Origin of the sequence: Curtobacterium sp. MCBA15_004 (genome assembly GCF_001865055.2) — a bacterium.
GTDB lineage: Bacteria > Actinomycetota > Actinomycetes > Actinomycetales > Microbacteriaceae > Curtobacterium.
In genome coordinates, this window is sequence record NZ_CP126266.1 from 1,763,431 (window position 1) to 1,779,301 (window position 15,871).

General features: G+C 73.8%; 13 protein-coding genes and 4 tRNA genes. 6 read left to right on the top strand and 11 right to left on the bottom strand.

Annotation, left to right across the window (positions count from 1 at the left end):
- Positions 1-127 precede the first annotated feature (127 nt).
- From QOL16_RS08320 to QOL16_RS08335, 4 genes are all read right to left on the bottom strand, one after another.
- Positions 128-3,505, bottom strand: a complete 3,378-nt coding sequence (locus QOL16_RS08320) for an ATP-binding protein (protein WP_071284504.1) — start codon at positions 3,503-3,505, stop codon at positions 128-130.
- Positions 3,502-4,353 carry a DUF4194 domain-containing protein gene (locus QOL16_RS08325; protein ID WP_083395018.1) on the bottom strand — a complete coding sequence of 284 codons (852 nt, stop codon included), beginning with the start codon at positions 4,351-4,353 and terminating at the stop codon, positions 3,502-3,504. Before QOL16_RS08325 ends, QOL16_RS08320 begins: the two co-directional genes overlap by 4 nt.
- On the bottom strand, positions 4,350-5,870 hold the full coding sequence (locus tag QOL16_RS08330) for a DUF3375 family protein (protein ID WP_071284506.1): 1,521 nt from the start codon (positions 5,868-5,870) through the stop codon (positions 4,350-4,352). The genes QOL16_RS08325 and QOL16_RS08330 overlap by 4 nt, the downstream gene beginning before the upstream one ends.
- Before the next feature lie 160 nt (positions 5,871-6,030).
- A tRNA-Val gene (locus QOL16_RS08335) sits at positions 6,031-6,103 on the bottom strand.
- Between the two features lie 376 nt (positions 6,104-6,479).
- Here QOL16_RS08335 and QOL16_RS08340 point away from each other — a divergent pair.
- The 3 genes from QOL16_RS08340 to QOL16_RS08350 all read left to right on the top strand — a co-directional run bounded on the left by QOL16_RS08340 (position 6,480) and on the right by QOL16_RS08350 (position 6,824).
- Positions 6,480-6,551, top strand: a tRNA-Gly gene (locus QOL16_RS08340).
- Between the two features lie 82 nt (positions 6,552-6,633).
- Positions 6,634-6,707: transfer RNA gene (locus tag QOL16_RS08345), tRNA-Cys, on the top strand.
- A 45-nt stretch (positions 6,708-6,752) separates the two neighbouring features.
- Positions 6,753-6,824 (top strand) — tRNA-Val (locus QOL16_RS08350).
- Positions 6,825-7,102: 278 nt separating this feature from the next.
- Here QOL16_RS08350 and QOL16_RS08355 read toward each other — a convergent pair.
- Genes QOL16_RS08355 through QOL16_RS08370 form a run of 4 tightly spaced genes read right to left on the bottom strand, consistent with a single transcriptional unit; the run spans position 7,103 to position 12,235 of the window.
- Positions 7,103-7,951, bottom strand: coding sequence for a DUF6671 family protein (locus QOL16_RS08355; RefSeq protein ID WP_071284508.1), 849 nt, complete (start codon positions 7,949-7,951; stop codon positions 7,103-7,105).
- The gene (locus tag QOL16_RS08360) at positions 7,948-8,265 is read right to left on the bottom strand and encodes a DUF190 domain-containing protein (RefSeq protein ID WP_065963965.1); all 318 of its coding nucleotides are present in this window, start codon (positions 8,263-8,265) and stop codon (positions 7,948-7,950) included. The genes QOL16_RS08355 and QOL16_RS08360 overlap by 4 nt, the downstream gene beginning before the upstream one ends.
- Positions 8,262-10,718: a putative inorganic carbon transporter subunit DabA gene (locus tag QOL16_RS08365; RefSeq protein WP_071284515.1), complete on the bottom strand. Its 2,457-nt coding sequence runs from the start codon at positions 10,716-10,718 to the stop codon at positions 8,262-8,264. The genes QOL16_RS08360 and QOL16_RS08365 overlap by 4 nt, the downstream gene beginning before the upstream one ends.
- Positions 10,715-12,235: a proton-conducting transporter membrane subunit gene (locus tag QOL16_RS08370; RefSeq protein ID WP_071284517.1), complete on the bottom strand. Its 1,521-nt coding sequence runs from the start codon at positions 12,233-12,235 to the stop codon at positions 10,715-10,717. The genes QOL16_RS08365 and QOL16_RS08370 overlap by 4 nt, the downstream gene beginning before the upstream one ends.
- 105 nt (positions 12,236-12,340) lie before the next feature.
- Between QOL16_RS08370 and QOL16_RS08375 the strand changes: the two genes are divergently transcribed.
- The 3 genes from QOL16_RS08375 to QOL16_RS08385 all read left to right on the top strand — a co-directional run bounded on the left by QOL16_RS08375 (position 12,341) and on the right by QOL16_RS08385 (position 13,850).
- Positions 12,341-12,640 carry a winged helix-turn-helix domain-containing protein gene (locus QOL16_RS08375; RefSeq protein WP_065963973.1) on the top strand — a complete coding sequence of 100 codons (300 nt, stop codon included), beginning with the start codon at positions 12,341-12,343 and terminating at the stop codon, positions 12,638-12,640.
- Positions 12,641-12,692: 52 nt separating this feature from the next.
- On the top strand, positions 12,693-13,229 hold the full coding sequence (locus QOL16_RS08380) for a hypothetical protein (protein ID WP_071284519.1): 537 nt from the start codon (positions 12,693-12,695) through the stop codon (positions 13,227-13,229).
- A 150-nt stretch (positions 13,230-13,379) separates the two neighbouring features.
- Positions 13,380-13,850 carry a hypothetical protein gene (locus QOL16_RS08385; RefSeq protein WP_071284521.1) on the top strand — a complete coding sequence of 157 codons (471 nt, stop codon included), beginning with the start codon at positions 13,380-13,382 and terminating at the stop codon, positions 13,848-13,850.
- Positions 13,851-13,875: 25 nt separating this feature from the next.
- Here QOL16_RS08385 and QOL16_RS08390 read toward each other — a convergent pair whose 3' ends face one another.
- The 3 genes from QOL16_RS08390 to QOL16_RS08400 form a co-directional block, all read right to left on the bottom strand.
- A complete protein-coding gene (locus QOL16_RS08390) occupies positions 13,876-14,622 on the bottom strand; it encodes a hypothetical protein (RefSeq protein ID WP_071284522.1) in 747 nt (248 codons plus the stop codon).
- A 45-nt stretch (positions 14,623-14,667) separates the two neighbouring features.
- The gene (locus QOL16_RS08395) at positions 14,668-15,300 is read right to left on the bottom strand and encodes a hypothetical protein (RefSeq protein WP_071284523.1); all 633 of its coding nucleotides are present in this window, start codon (positions 15,298-15,300) and stop codon (positions 14,668-14,670) included.
- A 190-nt stretch (positions 15,301-15,490) separates the two neighbouring features.
- A complete protein-coding gene (locus QOL16_RS08400; RefSeq protein WP_065963981.1) occupies positions 15,491-15,706 on the bottom strand; it encodes a hypothetical protein in 216 nt (71 codons plus the stop codon).
- Between the last annotated feature and the right edge of the window lie 165 nt (positions 15,707-15,871).

The window sequence follows — 15,871 nt, forward strand, 5'->3', positions numbered from 1 at the left end:
CGTCGAGGTTCCGCGACGCGCCGTCGACGGATCGCCGAGGTGTCACGTGCCGGGGTGCGGGGGCGCCCAGGTTCCGGAATTCTGGAACCTGGGCGCGCCGGACGCCCACCTCGGGGCCCCGGGCGCCCTACCCCCGCGCGATCTCCGTGATCGACGAGTGCCCGGTGTCCGGGTGCTTCCGCATGGACAGCAGTCGCTCCATCGAGGGCTCGAGCGCCGTCACCTTGTCGAGCGGCGCACTCACGACGAGCTGGAAGCCCAGCCGGAGCCAGGCCGTCACCGCACGCCCGGCGAACTCGGAGTCCGCCTTGATGAACGCCTCGTCGAGGAACACCGGGGCGAACCGCGGCCGGGGCCGGGTCTCGTCGCCGAGCTGGTAGCGCAGGGCGGCGCCGACGATGAACGCCACGAGCTCCTGCGTCTCGCCGCCGGACTTGTCGCCGAGTGACGAGTACACGCCCAGGTCGTTGCCGTCGGTGTCGTACCGGACCGCCGTGATCTCCATGTGCCGACGGACGTCGAGCACGGCGTCGCGCTGCGTCGTCCGACCACGAGGGGCACCGGGCTCGGGGCGGATGACCGCCATGAAGCGCCGGAGTCGGCGGAAGCGGGTCTCGAGCACGTCGTCGGTCAGCTCGGTGTCGACCGAGGCGGACAGGGCACGGAGTTCCCGGCGGAACGCGGTGACGTCCTCGCGTGTGACCCGGCGGATCTGGATCTTCAGCCGGTCCCGGTTCGCACCGAACGGCAGCTCCCGCAGGATCTCGTTGACCGGTTCGAGCCGCTCCTCGATCTCGACGACGGCCCGGTCGAAGGCGCCCGCGAGCGGCACGAGGTCCTCGCCGCTCCACTGCGACAGCCGCCGACGCCACTCGGTGCGGCGGGCGTGCAGGCCGGTCGCGAGGATCTGGTCGAGGATCGCGTGGTAGTCCGGGTACGACGCGACCCCGGTGCCGAGGTTCGGGTCGGGCCAGGCGTCCTGGTACCGCTGGAAGGTCAGCGTGAGGGCGGTCGACGCAGCGGCCGCCCCGTCGAGCGCCTGGGACAGCCGCTCCTCGAGCCGTCGGCGCAGGCGTCGGGTGGCGTCGTCGAAGCCGTCGATGCCGTCGGGGGCGCCGACCTCGTCGAACGCCTCGGCGAGCAGCCGGTCCTGCTCCTCGTCGGGCACCTGCGTCGGGGCCTCCTCGAAGCGCTCGAGGATCTCGGCCGCGGCGTCCTGGCCGTCGACGAGCACGGCGTGGCGCTCGTCGAGCCGGGTCACGCTGAGCCGCGCGGCGGACCGACGGTCCGCGGCCTCGTCGAGCGAGCGACGCAGCCGGGCGACGGACTCGCGCAGCGTGCGGAGCCCGTCGTCGGCGGCGAGCAGCGCCTGGCGTTCCGCGTCGAGCCGCTCGAGCGACGCCTCGACCCCCGCGACGTCGATCGCGTCCCAGGTGGTGTCGACGAGGTGCTGGTGGGCGGCACGGAGCACGTCGAGCGCGGTGAGGTCCTGCGCGACGTCGGTGCGGCGGGCCTCGAGGGTCGCGAGGTCCTGCGCGATCGCCGTCAGCTCCTGCTCGACGGACGCCTTCCGCGCCTCGTTCGTGAAGCCGATGACGTTCGACTGCCGGCGGTCGCCGTGGGCGCCGCGTCGGCCGTCGCGCAGCTGACCGGAGGGCGTGACCCGTCGTCCGCCGCCACCGAGCTCGGCGGCCGTGTCGACGCAGCGCGCGTCGATGCGGTCCGACTCGATCCGCTCCCGCACCCAGGTGCTGAAGGGGGAGTCCTTGATCGTGAGCTTGCCGGACACCATCGCGGGGTCGCCGTCGAGGTCGAGGTGCGGGCCGGTCGGGACGCCCTCGAACTGCACACGGACGGGCAGGCGGAGCGCGTCGATGGCCTCGCTGAAGTCGGAGAGCCGGTCCTGGTCGACGAGCAGGGTGCGGGCGAGCGGGGCCAGGACGGACTCGATCGCGGTGCGCCACTGCTCCTCACCGGGGAGCACGTCGAGCAGCTCGGCCACGAAGGGCAGCGACGCGGGGTCGATCCCGGCGGCGCGGGCCATCGCGAGCCGTGCCTCGTGCATCGGCAGCGGCATCGCACCCTGGCGGTGCTCGAGCGACTGCCGCTCCTGGCGGAGGGTCCGCTCGCGGTCGAGGAGCGGGTACTCCTCGCGGGTCAGGGCGTCCCGTCGGGCGTCGAGCTCGGCGCGCCGGTCGGCGACCGCTCCGAGGAACTCCCGGGACGAGCGCTGCGCCGCGGCGAACGCGGTCTCGTCGTCGAGTGTGGGTCCGAGCGGCGCGGTGCGCTCCTCGAAGGTCGTGCGGGTGCGGGCGACCGCGTCGCGTTCCCGGGTGCGCCGCTCGATGCGGTCCTCGAGCTGGGCGAGCGCGTTGCCGCCCTGGTCGCGCAGACGGCCCTCGGCCTCGCGGAGCTCGATCTCGACCGCACCGTGCCGGGCCTCGGTCGCGGCGACGTCGGCACGCGCGGCGGTGGCCTCACGACGGTTGCGGGCGACCTCGGCGTCGAGCAGCGCGCGCTTCCGCGACGCCGTCCAGTGCGCGAAGGGTGAGACCTCGGCTCCCGTGGCGATCCCGTCGAGGGCACGGGCGGCGGTCGTCGCACGGTCGATCTCGTCGTGCAGCTCGACGATGGGCGCGAGGATGCGGACCTTGCGCTCCTCGGTGTCCATCGCCTCGTACGCCTCGTCGAGCGCCGAGAAGTGCGCGAGCGCGCGGTCGGCCGCCTCGTACGTCCCGGGGGTCTCGAGCACGAGCGACTTGTACAGCGCGTCGACGGTCGGCAGGTGCTGGCCGGCCTGGATCCGGGCGAGCAGGCGCATCGCCCGGTTGCCGCCACCCGAGTCGCCGATGCCCAGACGCGTCTGCAGCGTGTACGCGAGCTCCTGGTAGGTGTCCCGCACGACGAGTCCCGGCACGCGGCCGGTCAGCTCGAGGTGGTGGAAGCGCGACGGCACGAACTCCTCGAGCCGCCGCAGGTCGAAGGTGTCGTCGACGGTCGCCATCGTCATCTGGATGTCGCCGACGCCGCGCGCCCGCTTCGGCACCACGTACGCCCGCAGCACCGTGAAGCGCCGCTCGTCGTCGTTCCGGAACGTCACCGCGACCGCGCCCCACGTGGTCTGGTCGTCGCCGCGCAGGTTCACGTCGCGCAGCGCGCCGGTCTCGGGGTCCCGGCGGGTGTCGACCTTGCCGCGCAGGTACGTCAGCAGGTTGCGCTGGTCGGCACTGCGCGCCCGCCCCGTGGTCGCGTCGTTCGACGCGCCGTTGAACGGCACGTCGGACGGCATCATCACCGCGAGGTACGCGTCCATGAGCGTCGACTTGCCGGTCCCGGAGGCACCGGAGATGAGCGTCGCCGTGCCGGACAGCTCCACGTGGCGGTGGCCGTGGAAGCCGCCCCAGTTCACGACCTGCATCGACTCGGCGCGCCACTGCGCGACCGTGTCGAAGAGCGCGGGCGTCCCGAGGTCGAGGCCGGACAGGCCGGTGGCGGTGTCGGTCATGCGCTCGGCTCGCCTTCGTCGTCGGTGTCGGTCGGGTCGGCCGGGAGGCCCGGGTCGCCGCCGTCGGTCGGCGCACCACCGTCGGTGGTCGCGCCCTGCAGCCAGCGGTCGAGGTCGCGGAGCTGGTCGAGGGGGAGCAGGACCTCGACGACGCTCGCGACGCGGAAGCGGTCCGGGTCGGTGGTCTTCACCAGGATGCGCGAGGTCACGAGGCGGTCGATCGCCTTCGCGACGCGGGACTCGTCACGGGTGCGGTCGGTGGTCGGCGGGAGGAAGCCGGCGACGTGGCCGAGGATCTCGGACCGGTCGACGACCACCTGGTCGAGGCCGGGGCGGGCGTCGGCGCGGAGCCGCATGCGCAGGTAGACGAGGACGATCGTCTCCTCGCGCGTGTACGGGACGTCGCGCAGCAGGGTCGGGAAGGTGCGGCGCTGGCTCTCCGAGCGGGCCTGGCGCTTCCACGCGACCTCGCGCACGCGGTCCACGTGCAGCTCGAGGAACAGGTCGTTGCACCGCGAGCGCAGCTGGTGCTCGCCGTCGGTGATCGCGCGCCACTCGTCGGCGTGCGTCCGGGCACTGACGTAGGTGTTGCGGAGCAGTGCCACGAGCGCGCGTCGCTGCGGTTCGTCGAGCCGGCCCTCGTCGCCCTCGAACAGGGCGAAGGTCGTCTCGTCGCGCTCCTCGTCGACGGTGTCGTCCGCGCCGGCCGGGTCGAGGCCGTCGGCGGGACCGGACCGGTCCGACAGGTCGGCGGGGACCGCGTCGGGGACGTGCGCCGCGTCGCGGTGGTGGGTGTCGCCGTGGTCGGTGACCACCTGGTCGACGGGTGCCGGCGTCGTGTCGCTCACCGTGCCTCCTGGCCGTTGTCGTCGTGCGGGTCGTGGGCCGACGTGCCGGGGAGGGCCGCGGTCGGCATGTGGAAGGTGACCGTCTCGCCGTCCGGACGCACCGTGTGGTGGGCGACCACGTGCGCGGCGGACTCGAAGTCCTCGCGCCCGGTGAGCAGGTGGGCGAGACCGAAGAGCTCGACCGGGCGCCGTTGCTCGGGCGGCAGGGCGTGGAACGCGTCGGCGCTGTCCGGCGCGGCGGAGCGGAGCACGGCGCGCAGCTCGGTGAGGAGCGGACCGCCGTGGCGGCGGAGGCTCTCCACGTCGAGTTCTTCGAAGACGTCGTCGTCCGGTTCCTCGATGGGCGGCGGGACGGCGTCGTCGTCGGGGTCGTGGAAGCGCTCGCGGAGCGTGCCGACCTCGGCGGTCGCGGGCAGCAGGCGGAGGGGGACGCGGTCGCGGGCGGTCCCGCGCTCGATCCAGGCGGCGAGCCCGCGGTTCACCGAACGCAGGACGGCGTCGAGCTCGCGGTCGCGGACGACGTCGTGCGCCACGATCTGGTCGCGGAGCGTGGCGGTGAGCTGCCGGCGCTGGGCGAGGACGTCCTCGATGCCCTGGCGGAGGATCGCGACCGTGTTGCGGAAGGCGCGTCGCTCCCCGGCGCCGAGCGACTCGGCGAAGGGGTGGGCGAGGATCGTGCCGATGTCGTCGCGCAGCCGGAGGAGCAGGCCGTCGTCGCGGAGCAGTTCGAAGGCGCCCTCGAACGCGCGGCCCTCGGGGGTGGCCTGCATGAGGTTGTCGGTGCGCGTGAGGTAGTCGTCGAGGATCTCGCCGATCGGGCGGACCTCCTGCCGGAAGTCCTCGACGATCTCGCGGTGCATCGCCGCCACGGCCTCCTCGACGCGCTTGAAGTCGCTCGGGAGCTGGCGGATGAGGTCCGAGATGTTCGTGTAGCCGTCGCGCATCCGGTCGTCGTCGACCGTCGTGGCCTCCTCGCCGGACAGCAGGCGTTCCCGCTGCGCCTGCAGTTCGGCGATCTGGGCGTCGAGCCGGCGGACCTGTTCCTCGGGGTCCGGCTCGGCGCGGGCGGCCCAGCGGTGCACGGCGTCGACGATCATGGCGAGGCGGCTCTCGCTGATCAGGGCGCGGTCGGCCGAGAGGGCGTCCACCAGGCTCAGGGCCTCGAGCGCGTGGCTCGTCAGCGAGTACTGCTCGTCGCCGTCGGGGGAGTTCGAGCGGACGAGCCACTGCGCCGCGACCCAGTCCCGGCAGAGCGCCCGGCCGTTCGGTCGTGCGTCCGCGGGGTCGCCCTCGCCCTGGTCGCCCGCCGGCACGCGTGCGCCGGTCGCCCGCAGGCGCGCGACGTGTTCCTCGACCTGCAGGTGCATCCGGTCGGCGGGGACGTACTGCACGTCGCGGTCGAACACCGTGCGGAAGACCGCGAGCACCGCGGCGCTGGTGGGGCGGGAGACGAGCCGGAGCGTCGGGCGGTCGAGCACGGCGCGGACGCGTGCGAACTCGAGGTCGACGTCGGTCATGCTGCCTCTCGGGTCGTCGGTCGTCGGGTCGTGGTGGCTCGTGGTTCGCGCGTGTGCGGGCCCGGGCGCTGTCCGGTCCTGACGGAGGGCCGCCAGGGGAAACGAAAAGCCCGGCGCGGTGTGGCGCCGGGCTTCTCGGTGCCGGTGGTGGCCGGCGGGGTGGGCGATACCAGACTCGAACTGATGACCTCTTCGGTGTGAACGAAGCGCGCTACCAACTGCGCCAATCGCCCCCTGCACTTGCGTGCCAGTCGATAGTAGCGGAAGTCCGGGGCTCCTCCGAACACGGCGCGCAGCCCGGGTGTGGCGCGGGTCTCGGGGGCGGGTTCCCGTCCGTCTGCGTGTCCGCGTGCCCGCCCGGGATGGAGCAGCAACTGTCGGGTCCGCGCTCCCGACCCGACAGTTGCTGCTCCATCCCACCCCCGGGAGGCTCGGTGGGGAGCCCGGGGACAGGGTCGGGAGGGCCGCGATCCGCGTGAACTCGGGGGACACGCCCGGTGAACGGCGAGGATTTTGGCGGAAGCGCCCGGGTTCGTATAGAGTTCTTCTCGTCGCCGCGACAGCGGAGAGACACGGACTGAGCGAGACTTGCTCTCGGTCGGGCCAAATGCGGATGTGGCGCAGTGGTAGCGCATCACCTTGCCAAGGTGAGGGTCGCGAGTTCGAATCTCGTCATCCGCTCGAGTGTGGGAGTCCCCGGACGACCACGACTCACCAGAGGGTATCCCACCGTTCGGGTACTCACGGAGACGTGAACCTCGATGGTGGGGTGGCCGAGAGGCTAGGCAGCGGCCTGCAAAGCCGTCCACGCGGGTTCGAATCCCGTCCCCACCTCCAGCAACACCCTCCAAGACCATGCAGGACTTCGGTCAGCAGGTCTCTGGGCGATTGGCGCAGCGGTAGCGCGCTTCCCTGACACGGAAGAGGTCACTGGTTCGATCCCAGTATCGCCCACAGCAGGGAGCCCCCGGATCATTCGATCCGGGGGCTTTCGTGTTCCCGGGTGTTGTTCCGGTTGCCGGGTGCTCTTCCGGCTGAATGCCCGGGCTCCCGGTGTGATCTCGGCGATCCGTCACGCGTCCCGCGGCCGAGCGCGCGCCGCGGGACGGCGCCGCACGGCCGACCGCCGACCGCCGACCGCCGAGCCGGACGAGCCGGACGAGCTGGACGAGCGGGGCGAGCCGGACGAGCCGGGCCGGGCCGGGCCGGGCCGCGGGACGGACGGCCCGGCCTCACGGGTTGCAGACCTCGCACCACTCCGGCTCGATCGTTCCGGGAGAGCGCGGCACCACCTCCGTCGCGTCGCACACCGCGCACCCGAGCACGTCGGCAGCCACCCCCGCCGACGCGGTCCCGCACCCCGAGCACCGCAAGCCACGCTCGACCCCGATGCGTCCCCAGCCCGCCGAGCGGCACGCCGGGCACGGCCGCGCGAGCCGCTCGGCCATGCGACGGGACAGGTCGGCGATCACCCGTCGACGGGCCGGGTTCGCGTGGGCCCGCAGGTCCGGACAGATGAGCACGGTGCCGTCGTCGGGCGTCACGTCGGCGACCGCGTCGGCGACCGCCGCCGTGACCGCGGCAGCCGAGGTCAGACCCTTGCGGGCGACGGTCAGCCCGTCCCGCCGCCACACGACGACGGCGCGGGTGTCGGGGAAGCCGAACCGGGCGGCGACGGCGAGGGCGTCCCCGGGGTCGCGGAGTGTGACCGCACCCTGCCCGGGTGCGGGGACGACGGCTTCCTCGGTGAGGACCACCTCGCGATCGTCGTCGAGGAACACCAGCAGCTCGTGGTGGCTGCCGGTCGGCCACGCGCTCGTGTACGTGGCCTCGGACGCGAGCGCGAACCGGTGCCCCGTCAGCGCGATGCCGAGTCGTGCCTTGTCGAGTGCCGCCTGCCGAGGTGTGCGCACCCTGGCGGTCTCGCCCGTGAACGTGCCGAACTGGTCGGTGTCGATGTCGTCCGGTGCCACCACGCGCGCGTCGAGGAGCTCGCGGAAGACCTCGGCGGCCTGGTCCTGCTTGCCGTGCCGGGTCGCGAAGACGACGGTGGCGCCACGGTGACGGTCCGCGTCGGTCACTGGAAGTACTGGGAGCGGGACACCCAGGTGTCGGTGATGAACATCACACCGCTCCCGCCCTCGAGCAGTTCGCGGAGCGCCTCGATCAACGGCTCGGCCCGCTCGGCCGGCAGGACCGTGATGGTCATCCCCAGCGCGTCGTGGTCGTTGAACAGGTGCCGCCCGTTGTGCGCTCCGGAGTGGCCGACGCCGGAGACGCCGGCGACGCTGGTGTAGCCGGTCGCGCCGGCCGAGGTGATGAGCTCGTGGACCGCGGTGCTCACGTCCGAGGGCGCGATCACCTCGATGCGGATCATCGTGATGAGGTGGTTCATGGGAGGTTCCTCTCGTCGGTGGTGAAGCCGGCGGCGCGGTACCGCTGCCACGGCTGGTGGGGGTCCTGACGGGCGTGGAGGGAGATCCAGCCCCCGTCGAGCAGGGCGCGGAGCGCGTCGGTGGCCGCGACGATCTGCGCGATCCGGTCGAGCGGTGCCTGGATGAGCACGCTGAGCCGGAGGGGCTCGTGCAGCAGTCGACCGCCGACCGCGACGGACTGCCAGGGCAGACCGGTCCGCAGGTCCCCGGTGTGCCCGGCGAGCACCCCGAGGTCGCCGAGCGGGTTGTGCACGGTCTTGTTGCCGGCTCCGTGCCGCTCGGGGTTGATGGTCGAGAAGTAGTACTGCGCGTTGATCCACTGCGCGACGATGAGCGGCGCCGTCATGATGTTCGTCAGGGCACTGCCGTCCGGGTCGGCGGCGGGGTCGTAGTCGTGCAGGAACGTCCGGCGCTCCAGGTCGACGCCGCGGGTGATCGCCCGCGGCGCGATGATGATCGCCGCGTTGTTCGCGAGGCCCAGCTCCGGGTACATCTCGGACCCGTCGGTCGCGCGACGGCGGACCCGGCGCAGCGACGTCCGCTCGCCCGCACCCGGCAGGTCGCGGGCACGCTCGGCCGTCAGCGCGTCGCCGGCCACGGCGGCGGCGGCGAGCAGCCGGTCGACCGTCTCGCGGTGCGTGCCGGGGACCAGGTGCCGGTCGAGCACGGTGAGCCGGTCGGTCGTGGTCTCGTGCTCGGCGGCCACGAACCACGTCGTGTCCGGGATCGACAGACCACGCTGGGCCAGGCGACGGCGGACGGCGGGGTCGTTGCAGATCGCGGCGGCCGCACGGGCGTTCGCACCGCCGGGGTTGCCGCCGCAGGCACCGCAGTCGAGCGCGGCCCGGTAGGGGTTGTTGACGGTCTCGGTCCGGTGCCCGGTGAGCACGACCAGCTGCGCGAAGCGGGTCAGGCCGGTCATCCGCAGGGCGGCCTCGGCGGCGACGACCCGGTCGTCCAGGGGGATCTGCTCGCAGACGTCCAGGACGGTGTCCGGCGTCGGGATCCGACCTCCGTCACGGTTCCCGGTGACCGGGCGCACGAGGTCCGCCACGAGCGTGCCCCACCCGGACAGCTCCGCCCACCCGAAGGCCGACGCGGGGGTGCTGGCCACCCGCTTGGTCGTCGACCGGACGGCACCGGCGAGGGCCCGGCGGTCGCGGGCGCGACGGGCTGCCGCGGCGTCGACCGCCTGGTCCGTCACCTCGTACCCGGTGCTGAGCAGGGCGGGGTACTGCTCCCGCGGCTGCTGCCCGAACAGCGACGTGTACCGCAGCGGGACGCCGAAGAACCCGGCGAGGCCGAACGTCCGGACGCCGGCGGTCAGCTCGAGGTGCCTGCGGAGGCCCTCGGACCGGGTGTCGATGCAGAACACCATCTGCACGTCGAGGCGCGCCTCCGGTGCCACCGTGTCGGCCGGCCCGCCCCGCGCGATGGTCGCCATCAGTCCGTCGCGGTAGGCCGTCTCCGCCGCGGTCTGCCACACCGTCGTGCGCGTCGCGGGGTCGAGCAGCCGCAGCACCCGGGACACGGCGATGCGTTCGGCAGGCGCAGGTTCGTGCGTCGTGTCGCCCACGCAGAGCCGGAGGGCCCGCTCGACCCAGCCGGCGTCCGGCGCGGCGACCGACACCCTGTCCGCCGCCGGAGCAGCGGCATCGACCGCGGGGACGTCCACCACCGCACCAAGGGCGTGCGTGAGGGCCAACCGGCACGCGACCAGGTCGGTCAACGTGGCGTCCCCGGTGTGCTGGGCCCGCCACGCCAGGTGGCTTGCCCACCCGGGCAGTGCGTGGAGCTGGGCGCCGACCACCGCGGCCCGTGACGCCGCCCCGATCCCGTTCGCCCGCATGACCTCGGCGATCGCGGCCTCGACGGTGGTCGGCAGTGCGAGCAGGGTGGTCCGGGCGCGCTTCGGCACGGTGCGGTCGTGCCCGGCGAGCTGCCGGAAGCGGTCGAACAGTCCGGTACCGGGTGCCGGTGCCCAGACCGGGTCGGCCGAGAACCGCGCGAGGGACTGCGACAGGTACTGGTCGACCGGGTCGAGGGCGTCGTCCCGCTCGGGATCCGACGCCGACGCGGCGTCGACCGGCGGGTGCAGCAGCGCGGCGACCGCGACGTCGAGTGCGGTGGACCGGCGTCCGGCGAGCTCGAGGTCGTCGGCGGTCGTCAGCGCCGGCAACACCTCGGCGACGGCGGTCCGCAGCGCGCCGAGGTCGACGTCGCCCTGCAGGTACTCGTGCTCCGGACGGGTCGGGGTCTCGCCGGGGACGGTGTGCAGCGCCTGCATCGGTCGGCGCAGGTGTCCCGAGGCGGGATTGACCGCGATGAACGAGGTGAGCGGCCAGGTCGGGGTGATCGTCCGCGCGGCACCGGCGACGGCGGCGCGGACCTGGGGTGCGGATGGCTGGGTCATGCGGTCTCCTGGACGGGGCTCGTGGACGTCGGGCGGGCGAGGGTGCTGCGACGCGTGAGCCGCAGGCGCGGGACGGGCGTGCCGGCGACCCGGGCGACCCAGCCGTAGAGCACGGGGTCGCGGGCGATCGGCAGGTGCGGCAGGAGCGACAGGGCGCCGACGACGAGCAGCGGGACGACGAGCACCCAGCCCGGCAGCGGATCGACGGCGGCGGGCACGTCGGACGACACCAGGGCGTCGAGGGCGTGGACGGCGGCGGTGTACACCGCGCTCGCCACGATCACGAGCGGGACCGCGAGCACCCGCACGCCGACGTGCACCCCGCGGTTCGTCAGCACGCTGTGGAGCACGAGCGCGGCGGCGACCCACCCGGAGGCGGCGAGCACGGTGCTCGACAGGGTCGCCGGCCCGGTGGACAGCCACGCCGCGGGGACGATGCCGAGGCCCGGCAGGACGGTAGCCACGACCGCGGCGGCCCGGCGCTGCGCGGCCGGGGCGGGATCGGTCACCGGGGTGGCGAGCGCACGGCGCTTGTCGTCCACCTGCTCGCCGGCCCGCAGGAACAGCCGCGCCTTGTACATGCCGTGGCCGACCAGGTGGAAGACCGCCGCACCCCAGGCGCCGACGCTCAGCGTCACGAGCATCACGCCCATCTGCGCGGTGGTCGAGGCGACGAGCCGTCCCTTCAGGTCGGCGCGCACCAGGTACCCGGCGGAGCCGACGACCATGCTCGCCGCCCCGCACGCCCCGAGCAGGGCGAGCGCGGCCGGGTGGGCGGTGACCATCGGGGCGAAGCGGATCACGAGGAACGCGGCGGCGTTCACCAGCCCGGCGTGCATCACCGCCGAGACGGGCGTCGGCGCGGCGAGCGTGGTCCGGAGCCAGCCGTCCAGCGGGAACTGCGCGGACCGCGAGACGCACGCGACGACCAGGAGCAGGGCGACCACAGCCGCCGACCAGGCCGGGAGGCGCTCGGTCACCGCCGCCAGGCGCGCCCACTCGACGTCGCCCCGCGCCGTCCCGCTGACGGTCACGACGGCCGCCCAGAGCGCCAGGTCGCCGACGGCGAGCTGCCGCAGGGCTCGCGCGACGCCGTCGCGTGCCTGGCGGGACCGTCGGTAGGTCGCGAGCAGGACGATCAGCGCAGCGCCCGCGACGGTCCACGCGACGGCGAACCACAGCACCGACGGCGCGAGCACCAGACCGACGGCCGCGGCGGTGAGCACGTTCACCCACACCACGAACCGGCGCTGCCCGGTGTCTCCGCGCAGGTGCGCCACCGCGAACCGCTGGATCCACACGCTGAGCCCAGCGACGAAGACGGCCGCGAGGACGGCGAACCAGGCCGGCCCGGCACCGGTCGTCCAACGGAGGGCCACCGAGCCCACGGCGGCCGCGATGCCGACCGAGCCGACTCCGACTGCGAGTGATGCCGCTCGTGCTGGGGGGATCCCGGGGTGTGCCGCCGCTGCGGCACCGACCAGCCACACCAGGGCTGCCACGAACTCGAGGACCATGAGCGTCCCGCCTTTCCGGATTCGGATTACGTGCTAACTATAACCGGACTTCGATGTCGTGTAACGCAGATCACCTGAGAGGGCGTCGAGGTCTACGCTGGGCCCGTGACGCAGTGGACCTTCCTCACCAACCACGCACACGTGCTGTTGTGCGTGGCGGCGAACCCGGACGCGCGCGTGCGGGAGATCGCGCAGACCGTGGGCGTCACCGAGCGGGCGACGCAGCGGATCCTCACCGAGCTCGAGGACGCCGGCTACCTCACGAAGGCGCGCGACGGTCGGCGGAACCGGTACACGCTGAACCCGGACGCGCGGATGCGGCACCCGATGGACCAGGAACACCACATCGGCGAGCTGGTGACCCTGCTCACGGCGCAGCCGGCTGCGCAGGGGCCGGCCGAGTAGTGCGTCCGGGTGGGGATCGCCGCGCCGACGTCGCAGTGTCGGGCGTCCCGTCGTGAGCCGGCTCCGTGCCTGGTGGCGGTCGGTGGACGAGCAGCCCCGACCGAGCGTCTACGACGCCGGACGGGCGACCATCCCGTACCCGCCCCTCGACCGCAGTGAGCTCGCGCGCTTCCACCGGTGCGAGACGTACCTGCTCCGCGAGGTCGTCGATGCCCGCTCCTGGGGTCGGCAGGTGGATGCTCGCGTTGTGCCGTTCCCGACGAACGGCTGGCTCGTCATGCCGGGGCGGGTGTACTCGGCGCTGATGGACGACACCCGCGGCTCCGGGCCCCGTCGACCGGTCATGGACGCCGTCGTCACCTGGCTCGCCGACGCCGGTGCGCTGCAACCGCTGTCGGAACGGATCCGGGACGACATCGCGGCGTCGAATCTCGAGGAGCGCCGACGGGACGGCGTCGGGTACATCGGCGCCGACCAGCCACGTGACTGGGACCACGACACGTGGCAGGTGGATCCCGACCGGATGCTCGAGGTGTACCCGCACCTCGCCGACGTGAACACCGACTGGGAGCGTGCGGCGGCGCCGTGACCGACGGTGTCGCGCCTCCGACGAGGCCGAGGCGACCACCGACCACTCCTCGTCGCCGGAAGCGACGCGCCGCAGCGGGACGATCTGTCAGGATCGGGGCGGTCGGGGACATTCCTGGGTACAGGCCACGACGACCCCAGGGGGAACACCATGCGCCGTCCGATCATCACCGTCACCACCGCACTCGCCGCCGTCGCGGTCCTCTCCGGGTGCACCACCGACACTTCCGGGCCGGTCCCCGACCGGACGACGGCGCGGCCGACCGCGAGCGCGACCCCGACCCCGACGACGTCGGCGCCGTCGGGTACGCAGACGTCCGGCCCCGCCCCGGAGGGCGGGGCCGCTCCCGCTCCGGGCACTTCTGCCGGGCAGCCCGCCGGGTCGGCGCTCGCCCAGCACGTCTTCGACGAGTGCTCCCGCGGGGCGCCTGAGGCAGGTGTCCGGCTGAGCTTCACCGAGCACCCGACGGGGTACCGGGACGACGACGGCAGGTACCAGGTGATCTACCCGTTCACGTTCCTCGACGGGCACGAGGACCCCTGGGCCGTCTACAACTGCACGCTCACGGACGACTCGGTGACGTCGGAGTACGTCGCGAGCGGGCTCTCCGACGCACACTGAGCCGGACGCCGTCAGCAGCGGGCCGTCAGTCCTCGGGCAGCGACCGGACCCAGTCCTCGAACGTCCGCGCGTCGTCCTCGGAGAGGACGGCCGCGGGCGGGACGCCCTCGCCGCCGGCGTGGAGGAACACCGTGCCGTCCGGCAGGTCCGTCGTGACCTCGCCGATGATCGAGTCGGACGAGGCGACGCCGGCGCGGGCCAGGAACATCAGCGGGGCTCCCGGAGCCGAGTCGGCGATCTGCCGCTCGGCGTCGACGAAGGCGGCCAGGTCGGACACCAGGAACGTCGAGGTCGCGCTGCCGGTCCGGACGGAGACCGCGTGCGCGGACCGACGACCGAGGTCGTGCTCGGTCGGGACGGCGGTCACCCCGGAGCCGGTCCACGGCCGGACCTCCGTCGACGCGACCTTGCGGGCGGGACGCGGAGCCGGTCGCTTCGGGAACGCCGCGGTGACCGCGAACGCACCGATCATGACCGCGAAGCCCCACGCCGGGGCGGCGGCGACGTGCAGGCGTGCGAGCAGGACGACCCCGGCGACCCATCCGAGCACCGGCAGGAGCGGGAACCACGCCGACGTGCTGTCGCGTCCGAGACGCCAGGCGACCGCGCCGTAGGCGAGCCCGGCGACCGTGGGCAGCCAGAAGTCGAGCGGGTGCGCGGCGATGATCTCGCGGTGCAGGACGACCGTCGCGACGGCGAGGAGGACGGCGAAGGCCCCGTTGAAGAGCTGCGCGGTGCGGCGCTCGCGCTCGCGCCTGGTGAGCGTGGTCATGTTCCCCCGGTGGTGTGCGGCCGGTCGTGTCGGTCCGGCCAGCGGTCAGCGTACGTCGGCGGTGCGCCAGAGCCAGCGAACGCCACGGCCGACCGGGGCGAACACCACGGGGGCGAACAGCAGCGCGGCGACGAGCAACACGAGCAGTGCGAGCAGCGCCGGGAGTGCGAGGGCGACGCCGAGGCTGTCCTGGGGCAGCGCGAGCAGGGCCGGGGTGTACCCGATGCACACCAGGTAGCCGAGTCGGAGCGCCCCGAGGACGGCGAGCAGGATGCCGACCGCCCGTGGCCAGCGGACGGTCCGAGCAGCGACGAGGACCCCGGCGACGGCGACGAGCGCCACGGCGACGAGGAACAGGACCCCGGCGGGGGAGACGAGGACGACACCGCTCGGGTTCGGGAGCTCCCCGCTGAGCGTGCCGAGCGCGATGCCCGCACCGAGGACCATCGTCGGCAGGTCCTTGCGGCGCTGCCCGAGCACGACCGACACCACGGCCAGCACGGCGCCGAGCAGACCGAGCAGGCGGACGGTGGTCGCGGAGACGTCTCCGCCGGCGAGTTCCACGACGGGCGCCACCGCGGTCGCGAGCAGGGCGGCGGTCATGCTCACCGCGGTCGCGCGTGCGGCCGAGCCGTCCCCGCGGGGTCCCGTCTCGCCCGTGCCTGCCGTCTCCGTCATCGCCGTCCCTCCGTCGGTGCCACGACCGTACCGCCCGGGTGGTCGCGGCCGCTGCCCCCACAGCTGCGACCGCGACCAGGCGGGTTCCCCACCTCGACCAGGGTGCTGCAACCGGTCGGCCAGCCGCATCATCCGGAGGGCGGAACGTGCGACGGGCAGTCGTCCGGACCCGACCTCGGCCGGGGCGCGCTCAGGGGTGCCGGACGGGGTGGTAGATCGCGATGGGCGGTGCGGACGGGTCGCCGTCGTCGTGCGCGTCGCCGGTGGCGAGCCAGGTCGTCCCCTCGTGCTCGATCGTCGTCGGCAGGTCGCCGTGGACCAGGATGCGGACCGCGGGCGCGTCGCCGTCGATCAGGTCGACGCCGTGGGCCTCGGTGCCGCCCGGGTTGTCGTGCACGTAGCTCATGGCACCAGTGAACCCGCGGGCCCTGGGAGCGGGGCCGGTCGGGCCGTTCGCAGCGTTCGGGCTGCCGCGACCGGCCCGGCCGGGTGCGTCCGGCCGCTCGCAGCGTTCGGGTCGCCGCGATCGGCCGGACGGCGGGGTGGGTGGCCCCGGGTGCTGCGCGGGTCT